We start from the raw sequence: 7,791 nt of genomic DNA on the forward strand, positions 1-7,791 counted from the left end.
ATGACGGTAAAAGTGGTGATAACTGTGGAGGCGGCATCGACAATCTTCTGAAATCCTGCCGTGGTGGTGTTGACCAGCTCATCAATGGTCAGATTGGCAAAGAAGGCTTTCACGCTTTCAGCAATAGCAATGAAAGTGGCGGAAATATTGGTGGCCAGTGTCTGCAGCTGACCGTTGCTGGCCATCTCATCCAGCCGGTTGCCAACGGCTGTCAGCTGGGCCTTGATATAGTCGGCCCAACCGCTCTCACTGATGGCCTTGGCGAACAGCTCAAATCGGTCCTTCATGTTCGACCAGAGACCCGCCAGCGTCGCCATATTCTTCTGGGCCGCACCGGTTGAACTGCTGCCCATCTCGGCAATCAGTGCCTGAATGACATCAGCACCGAGTTTGCCCTGCTCTGAGAGTGTGCGCAGTTGCTGAACATTCTGGCCGGTGGCTTTTTCCAGCAACTGCCATGCGGGCACACCGGCTTCGATTAATTGCCTGAGCTCTTCCCCTTGGAGTTTCTGCTTACCGAAGGCTTGCCCCAGTGCCAGGGAAATACGCTTGAGCCGTTCAAACTCACCGCCCAACTTGGCATTCTGATCCACCAGTGCCAGCAAAGTGCCGTCCATAGGATCAAGACCAAAGTTCTTCAGGGTGACAAAGGCTTGGGTGACCTGATCGAGTTGGAGCGGTGTGGTTTTGGTGAAGTGTTTAATCCAGTCGGTGGCTTGCTGACCGGCGGCGAGACTGCCCATCAGGGCTTCCATCTGAATCCCGAGCCGTTCGTACTTATCGCCCACCTGCAACACAGACTGCATCGCCCGTTTCAACAGATACACACCGGTACTGGCTAATACCAGGTTGCGTAAAGACGCCCCCAGTCGTTCAATACGCCCCTCGGCCCGGCGCGCATCTCGCCCCATCTCCCGAAAGCCCGTCTTCTTAAGAGCCGACCGAGATTGTTTGGCCTTCCTCTGTACCTGCTCCAACGATTGTGAAGTTTGTTTCAGCTCCGCCTGCAACCGGTTTTGTTGTTTGTTGAGATTACGATTGGACAATCCGTTTTTGTTCAATTCATCCCGTAGACCGGACAATTTCCGCTGCTGGGTTTGGTATTGAACGGATAAGCCTGAAACTGTTTTACGGGCAGCCGTGAGTTGCCTTTCCAGGCGCTTGGAAGACGTAGCCGACTGGCCCTGCTCCCGGGCCAGCTGCTCCACCTTCAGCCTGGCCTCACGGTAAGCACGACTAACACTTTGGACAGTCGTCGCCTGGGCCTTGAAGGTGGAAATCAGGCGGGATTGCTGTTCAAGGGTTTTGAGGCGGGATTTCAGGCTTTGAGTCTGGTCTTCCAGTTGTTTCAGGGAATCACTGGATTTACGGACGATGCGGGAGAGGAGATCGCGGGCTTTGAGGGTGAGCTGGATGAATGATCGCCTTGACATATGTCGTATAAATACCTGTTTTTGATTTCACATTGACATATCAATGCGTAGAATGCTCTACCCCTTTACCGGGCACGCAAAAAAAGAAAATACTAAGAAGGATTATGATGTTGCTTCAAAAAGTACTGACAACAGGTGCATTAATTTCAGCTCTCACGTTTTCATTTAGTAGTGCGACAGTAGGCGCTGCAGGACATCAGCAAACAGGGGTTGGTCCAAACCCTTTCAGCGAGTGCGGTATTGGCGCGGCATTGTTCCCTACCGTAAGCTGGGCAGCAGTGACATCTAACGTTATTTGGGATTTAGGTCTAACGGGCTTAACATCAGCGACTGCAAGCCCCGAAACCTGTAACAGTAAACAGGTAGAAACAGCTCAGTTTATCATTGATAACTATGAAAACATTGCTGAGGAAACTGCGCGCGGAGAAGGCCAACATTTAACAGCCATGCTGACTCTCCGGGGCTGTGCAGCCTCATCTCACCCAGCACTCACTCAATCTGTACGTCAGAACATGGCAGCCGAGGTAGTGCAAGGCAACTATTCAGCCAAATCCCTGGTTGAGAAGTCCTCTTCATACTACGACGCCCTGGACAGTTCAATTTCAAAGTCTCCAGAAAGCTGCACTATCTGAATAACCTCTCCATAGCTGGCGCCACTTGCGCCAGCTTTTGTAACCCGAATACTGTTTTATCGGTTTATCTTCATGCGCGTGTTTCTGTTCATTGGTCTTTTATTATTGTCCGGCCTGAGGCTCGCACACGCAGCAACGGCTGAAAGTCATCTCATTGTTGATGCATTACATCGAGCGGATACACTGAAGCTTGCCGAGCATCCCGCTTGGTTGAAGCTTCTGCATGCTGAGACATCCGGCATTAACGGTCTGAAAAGCGCCATTCACTCCACAGATTTTTTTATTCATCCGAAAGGCGCAACTGATTTCGATGAAGAGCTAAAAGAAACGATCTACGGGATATTCAAACCCGCTCAAGGCGATATTAATAACCATATTCAATGTCGTTTTCCTGCTCGCTATCAATGGTTAAAACGCACCCTGTTCACTCCTCTCCAAAAGGGTATGCTCACAGATATCGTGTGCCCTGCCTACACTGAATGGCTGGAGCAAACTCGTGCCGATTCGGTCAGTGTTATTTATGCAACTGGCTTTTTAGGAAATCCTGCGTCTTATTACGGACACACCTTGCTTAAGTTTAATCAGCCTGAGAGTTTGAAGTCTTCAAACTCTCAGCAGCTATTGAACACAGCTGTGAACTTTGGCGCTCTTGTACCCGAAAACGAAAACCCGGTACTTTATGTTTTAAGAGGTATTGCTGGTTTTTACGAGGCTGGTTTTAGTCAAGCTCGATACTATCACCACAACCAAAGCTATGGAGAGCTTGAACTTCGTGACTTATGGGAATATGAACTAAGCCTTCCTCCTGAAGCCGTCTCATTTATCCTGGCGCATATATGGGAAATACAAAGAAAAAAGTATACCTACTACTTCTTTACTCATAACTGCGCCTATCGACTGGGTGAACTATTGGAAATTGTTGAAGGTGTTTCTGTTAATCCCTCTCCTTATCCATGGGTCATACCACAGACACAAATACAACTGATTGGTAGTAGCGTCTATGCAGGGCAACCTTTACTGAGGCAGGCGACCTTCCATGCATCCAGACAAACACGGCTTTATCAACGCTTTTCAAGCCTTACTCCTTTACAAAAGACACTAGTGACAACTGCTCTCGATGATATTGATAGCTTGAATACTGGCACGTTCAGAAATATGCCATTAACAGGGCAGCACCTGATACTGGATACACTGTTGGATTATTTTCGTTTTTTGGAAATCACCCAAAAAGAGAGAGCGGAAAGAATCAGACCAATACAGCAGAAAGTTCTGGCTCTGCGTTACCAGCTACCCCCAGGTTTGTCTGTCATGAAAAAATCGACGCCATTATCCCCACACCTCGGAAGACCTCCATCATGGGTTCAGCTCAAAGCATTCCATAATAACAAACGTGGAAATGGTCAGGCTTTAACATTTCGCCCCGCATATTATGATGCTCTAGACGCCGGACCTGGTCACAAGTTGGGGGCTCAGTTGGCTATGGGTAAGCTCTCTGTTGAATATCAGGATAAAAGTTTCTATTTACGAGAATTGGAAATCGCCCGAATTAGCAATGCAAACACACAGGCTACAGGCCTTCCCGGAGATAACAACAATGCCTGGCAACTGGCTTTGACATGGACAAGTCTTTCACAGTTCTGCACAGACTGCCGGGTTTTCAGGCTGGAAACTGACCGGGGTAAAACTTGGAAAATTACTGAAAACATAGCTTTTTCAGGATCACTTGGCGCTGCATTACAATCTCGCAAGCACCAAACCTCTCCATTTTTTGGCTATGGCAAAATACAAGCCCTATACACAGGCCAACAGTACAGTCTTCAGGGTACTTTTAGACAGAACTGGCACCCTAAACACCGCAAAAAAGACGTCCGCACCACTCATTCATTAACACTGCGCAAGCCCATAACCCCGAATTGGGATCTACGCTTTGGTTATTTGGCTGATGAGGCGACTGAGTTATCTCTTGGCATCGGTTATTATTGGTAGTTGAATATGCAGCCTGTCTTGTTAAAGAGCAGACTGGATTATTCCTCCACCAAATCCAACTGCATAAACGGGCTCAACCCAGAGCCTGTTACTAATGGGTCAGACAGAATATCCATCGCCAAATCGATCTCAGCAAAATCATCCGAAATAAAGCCAAGGTTCTGTACCGGCGAGAACTTGGCTCGATACACGCGAATAGTAAACGGTCGCCCTTCCTGGGCATCGTTCAAGCCTTCCATGAATAATGAAAACTCTTTACCGGATTCCACCAGTGCCTGAATGGCGTGTCCTGGTTTGGGGGTGTAATCCACGGTTAAGGTTTCACTGGCGATTTCCGTACCGCCCAATACTCGAATACCCGATCGAGCGACTGCGTAATCTGTTCCCAAAACGAGTACCTGATCATCGCTGTCTTTGACGCTGATAGATTGGGTGAGGTCTGGGATATAGCGAAAAGGAATCAGTTCGTTATCAACACCGTGCGCTGTGACTTGCTCGTCTGTGATGGCGGTTGCTCCAATAGCATCCAGCGAAGCCCGCAGGGCCAGGGCAATATTGGCCGGGGTGAAATCATGAGCTTTGATTGAACCGGTAATACCGGAAATGCGTGACACAACATTACGCAGGCCACCACCGCCGAGGAAGTTTTTCTGTTCCTTTTTCTCTTCTTCAAAGCTAAAGGCAAACTCACTGATATTGCCCATAGGCAACAGTGGGGCGGATTTATCATAGGGCTGAATATGCACAGAGCCCGCACCGATAAAACTGTAATCAATCATAGTGTCGTCCTTGTCAGTATTTGAGAGCGGTTTAGAGAATGGCTTCCACGGTCAAAGTGCTGTCGGCAAACGACAGTTGTCCGTGGTGGGGGGCAATATCAAAACGGGTATCACTGAAGGTCTGTTTACGAGCGTCCGGGCAGAGCTTGTCTGTCGGATTTAAGGCCGCACGTAATTGTCTGGTCAGGCTGATCAAATCGCTGGTGGTCTGGTCTGATGTTTTCACCACTGCGCTGATAGTAAACTGCAACTCAAACCGTCCTTTCTCACCCTGACGAGAAAGCTCTGTCAGACTTTCCAGTTGCACCAGAATGGCCGGAGTTGAAAGGTCATCATCTAGGCCGGTGGCGGCATAACCCAACTTGGTTTCAGCTACGACTGAGAGTTTCTCAATAATGGCATCAACAATGATCTGTTCACTCGATGCGATAGGCATAGTTGAGTTCCTGTTGCATCAACGTGGTAAAGCGTTCCAGTAGTTGTGGCTGTAACGGGTTGATGGCTTGCCGGGCTGCGTTGGCAATAGGAAGGGAGACTTTCTCGATGGGCAACCCCATCCACATTGTCCGGCCGCTTTTCAGAGACACCTGTTTCTTATGTTTCCATTCAGGTGTTCTGCGAAACACCATCTCGCTTCTGGCTCCCACCGGCTGAAACACAAATGCTCCATCCCACCGATAACGACCAGTTCTCACACCACCGCCAGTTTGCACCGGTCGCCCCAGGTAATGAGCGGGGATATCCGCCAACCCGATCCAGATCACAAGTTCATACTGATCCGAACGCTGACCGGGCTTGTAAAGGGAGACTTTGACCCGGCCCAGTTCCTTCACCTTTTTCTGGGAGACCTGTGTCGCACGACTGAGTGCCCGCAATACTTGCCGTTCCGCAAAACGGGACAGCTTGGTCATAGCGCGACGAATAGCGGTATCCGTTTTCGCGGGGGCATTATCAAAGTCAGCCACCAACGTTCGCAGCGGACCATCGAGTTGCATATCAATCTGCATGCAAGCTCCACTTAGCCAGTGAGCCGTCGTCTTTCAACTTGCGGTCCACGCGCCAACGCTCACGTGATGTGCTGATCTGATCATTGCGCTGGAGTTTAAGGATATTGGACACGGTGATGGTCACTTGCCCCTGCATCACCGCACCATGGGCGCCGGTTGGCTGAACATCCCGCACCAGTACGCCCGGAATATTCGTGGACTGCCCGTCCTTGTTGGTCCAGGCGTACTCCCGGGCAAAGGTTTTCATCACCACTTTATCCAGGTTGGTGAAGTGTTCCTCTATTCCCATCATGCGACCGTTAAGACAACGTGCACTTAATCACTGCCCGGGGCTTCAGGCACAGTGGTAACGGGTTGGATTGGGTGTGCAGCTGGATACCTTTATCAAAATCCAAAGGCTTCTGCTTGGCATACAATGGCAAGCCGATCTGGTTGGCGGTTTCGATAAAATCCGCCGGACCAAACCAGGTCCGGAAGATATTCGAGCCCATGGGGAACACATAAGCTTCATCCGGTTCGATAAACGGTACGCCATCCACCTGGCCCATATACTCTTCCCAGAGCGTGTTGCAGTAATGAAACCCTTCCTTGAAATCATTACGCAGCATAGCTCCAGCCTGATAACGCTGGTAGGACTCTTTCACATAAGGATGACCAATCAGCGCATCATAAAACTCCGCGCCACAGAAGCCATGGAGGTGGGAGTACATGGTCACACCCAGAGCTTCATCGACCTTGCGGCGCATCTTGACGCAGCTGTCTCGCACATCCAGCTCGTCATTGCTGAATTCAAAGGTGTGGGTTTGCTGATCAACTTTGAACTCGTCAAACAGGTCGTAGATGATGCTGCCATCGGCATCCAGAATCTGCCCCTTCAGTGCACCAAGGCGCAGGTGTTCCAGAGTGACTTCATGATTCACACGAATATCGGTGAGCCGTTGATTCACAACCGCCTGAACACCTGTCAGGGCACTGGTGGAACCAAAGGCTCGTACATTCTGCACTTCATCGGCGAGAATAGTGCCATCGTGGGGAATATGAGACACCCGAAAATCACGCAAAGCGCGTTTGGTTCCTTTCGCCTGAGTCGCCGGAGCGCCGCGTTCTTTTGTCGGCAGTAAACGTAATGTGCCGTTTTTCGATTCCACACTCACCGTGGTGGTATTCACCCCGGCATCAATAAACAGCCCCATACTGCCAATACGCCCCGGTTTATAGGGGGCATCGTTAATCGTGGCGGTGAGAGAGCTCATGCTGAAGGCATCATTGCCAAAAATATCGAGAAGATTCATCCGTGTATCCTTTTCGTCCAGGAAGGGTTAACGCAGAATAATGTCCAGTGCCGCCAGTTCCGTGATGGCCGTCGCTTTTTGTTCATCAGTAATGCTGTCGGGCCAAATGAGCAGGCTTTCATCCACCTCAGCACTGCGGGCAATCAGCACCGCTTCACCACCGGTGGCATAAGTTGTGGCGTTGTTATACAGAATGCCTGCCGCCATTTGGCTGCCGTCGTCAGCCTCTGGCAATACCGGGCTATAGACGTTGGTCGCCGTATTTTTGCCCAATACGGTACCTGATAGCAGGCTGAGGTCGGGAGCCAGTTCTATCTGTTCCCGACTGATGCTGTTGTTTCCTTCAGACACCAGAAACTCTCCGGTGTGCACGGATTCCTTCAATGTGGCCATGTTGATTTCCTTATAAATGAAGCTGGCAGGGAGCGGTTAACTGACGACTGTTTATTGGTAACTGTGTTTATTACGTTTCTGATAGAGCGCCTGAACATCCAGTTTGGGCGCATGACCTGTGTCTGTATTGTTGGGCTGATGGTGTTGTTGAGGCGTGAGGCTGTTATCTATCGTTGGCTGCTGACGGGTGAGTTGTTCAAATAACTCCGTGCGCACCTGTTCGACAGACTTACCCGCCTGAATATAAGCAGGAGCCTGATCAGATTGTG

10 protein-coding genes are annotated in these 7,791 nt (G+C 49.9%); 2 read left to right on the plus strand and 8 right to left on the minus strand.

The window, feature by feature from the left end; translation table 11 throughout:
- On the minus strand, positions 1-1,433 hold a 1,433-nt coding region (locus QMA35_RS20280; RefSeq protein ID WP_281648966.1), incomplete at its 3' end, for a tape measure protein.
- 104 nt (positions 1,434-1,537) lie between these two features.
- Between QMA35_RS20280 and QMA35_RS20285 the strand changes: the two genes are divergently transcribed.
- Positions 1,538-2,065 carry a DUF3015 family protein gene (locus QMA35_RS20285; RefSeq protein ID WP_281648967.1) on the plus strand — a complete coding sequence of 176 codons (528 nt, stop codon included), beginning with the start codon at positions 1,538-1,540 and terminating at the stop codon, positions 2,063-2,065.
- A gap of 72 nt (positions 2,066-2,137) precedes the next feature.
- Positions 2,138-4,051: a DUF4105 domain-containing protein gene (locus tag QMA35_RS20290; RefSeq protein WP_281648968.1), complete on the plus strand. Its 1,914-nt coding sequence runs from the start codon at positions 2,138-2,140 to the stop codon at positions 4,049-4,051.
- 38 nt (positions 4,052-4,089) lie between these two features.
- Here QMA35_RS20290 and QMA35_RS20295 read toward each other — a convergent pair whose 3' ends face one another.
- The 7 genes from QMA35_RS20295 to QMA35_RS20325 all read right to left on the minus strand — a co-directional run.
- Complete coding sequence (locus QMA35_RS20295) at positions 4,090-4,830, minus strand: hypothetical protein (protein WP_281648969.1); 741 nt, start codon at positions 4,828-4,830, stop codon at positions 4,090-4,092.
- Between the two features lie 31 nt (positions 4,831-4,861).
- A complete protein-coding gene (locus QMA35_RS20300) occupies positions 4,862-5,266 on the minus strand; it encodes a hypothetical protein (RefSeq protein ID WP_281648970.1) in 405 nt (134 codons plus the stop codon).
- A complete protein-coding gene (locus QMA35_RS20305) occupies positions 5,247-5,837 on the minus strand; it encodes a hypothetical protein (protein WP_281648971.1) in 591 nt (196 codons plus the stop codon). Before QMA35_RS20305 ends, QMA35_RS20300 begins: the two co-directional genes overlap by 20 nt.
- The gene (locus tag QMA35_RS20310) at positions 5,827-6,126 is read right to left on the minus strand and encodes a hypothetical protein (RefSeq protein ID WP_281648972.1); all 300 of its coding nucleotides are present in this window, start codon (positions 6,124-6,126) and stop codon (positions 5,827-5,829) included. Before QMA35_RS20310 ends, QMA35_RS20305 begins: the two co-directional genes overlap by 11 nt.
- A 10-nt stretch (positions 6,127-6,136) precedes the next feature.
- On the minus strand, positions 6,137-7,129 hold the full coding sequence (locus QMA35_RS20315) for a major capsid protein (RefSeq protein ID WP_281648973.1): 993 nt from the start codon (positions 7,127-7,129) through the stop codon (positions 6,137-6,139).
- A gap of 27 nt (positions 7,130-7,156) precedes the next feature.
- Positions 7,157-7,522 (minus strand): head decoration protein, encoded by a 366-nt coding sequence (locus tag QMA35_RS20320; RefSeq protein ID WP_281648974.1) that lies wholly within the window; start codon positions 7,520-7,522, stop codon positions 7,157-7,159.
- Positions 7,523-7,573: 51 nt separating this feature from the next.
- On the minus strand, positions 7,574-7,791 hold a 218-nt coding region (locus QMA35_RS20325; protein WP_281648975.1), incomplete at its 5' end, for a hypothetical protein.

It is taken from the genome of Parendozoicomonas sp. Alg238-R29 (assembly GCF_947331445.1).
Lineage (GTDB): Bacteria > Pseudomonadota > Gammaproteobacteria > Pseudomonadales > Endozoicomonadaceae > Sansalvadorimonas.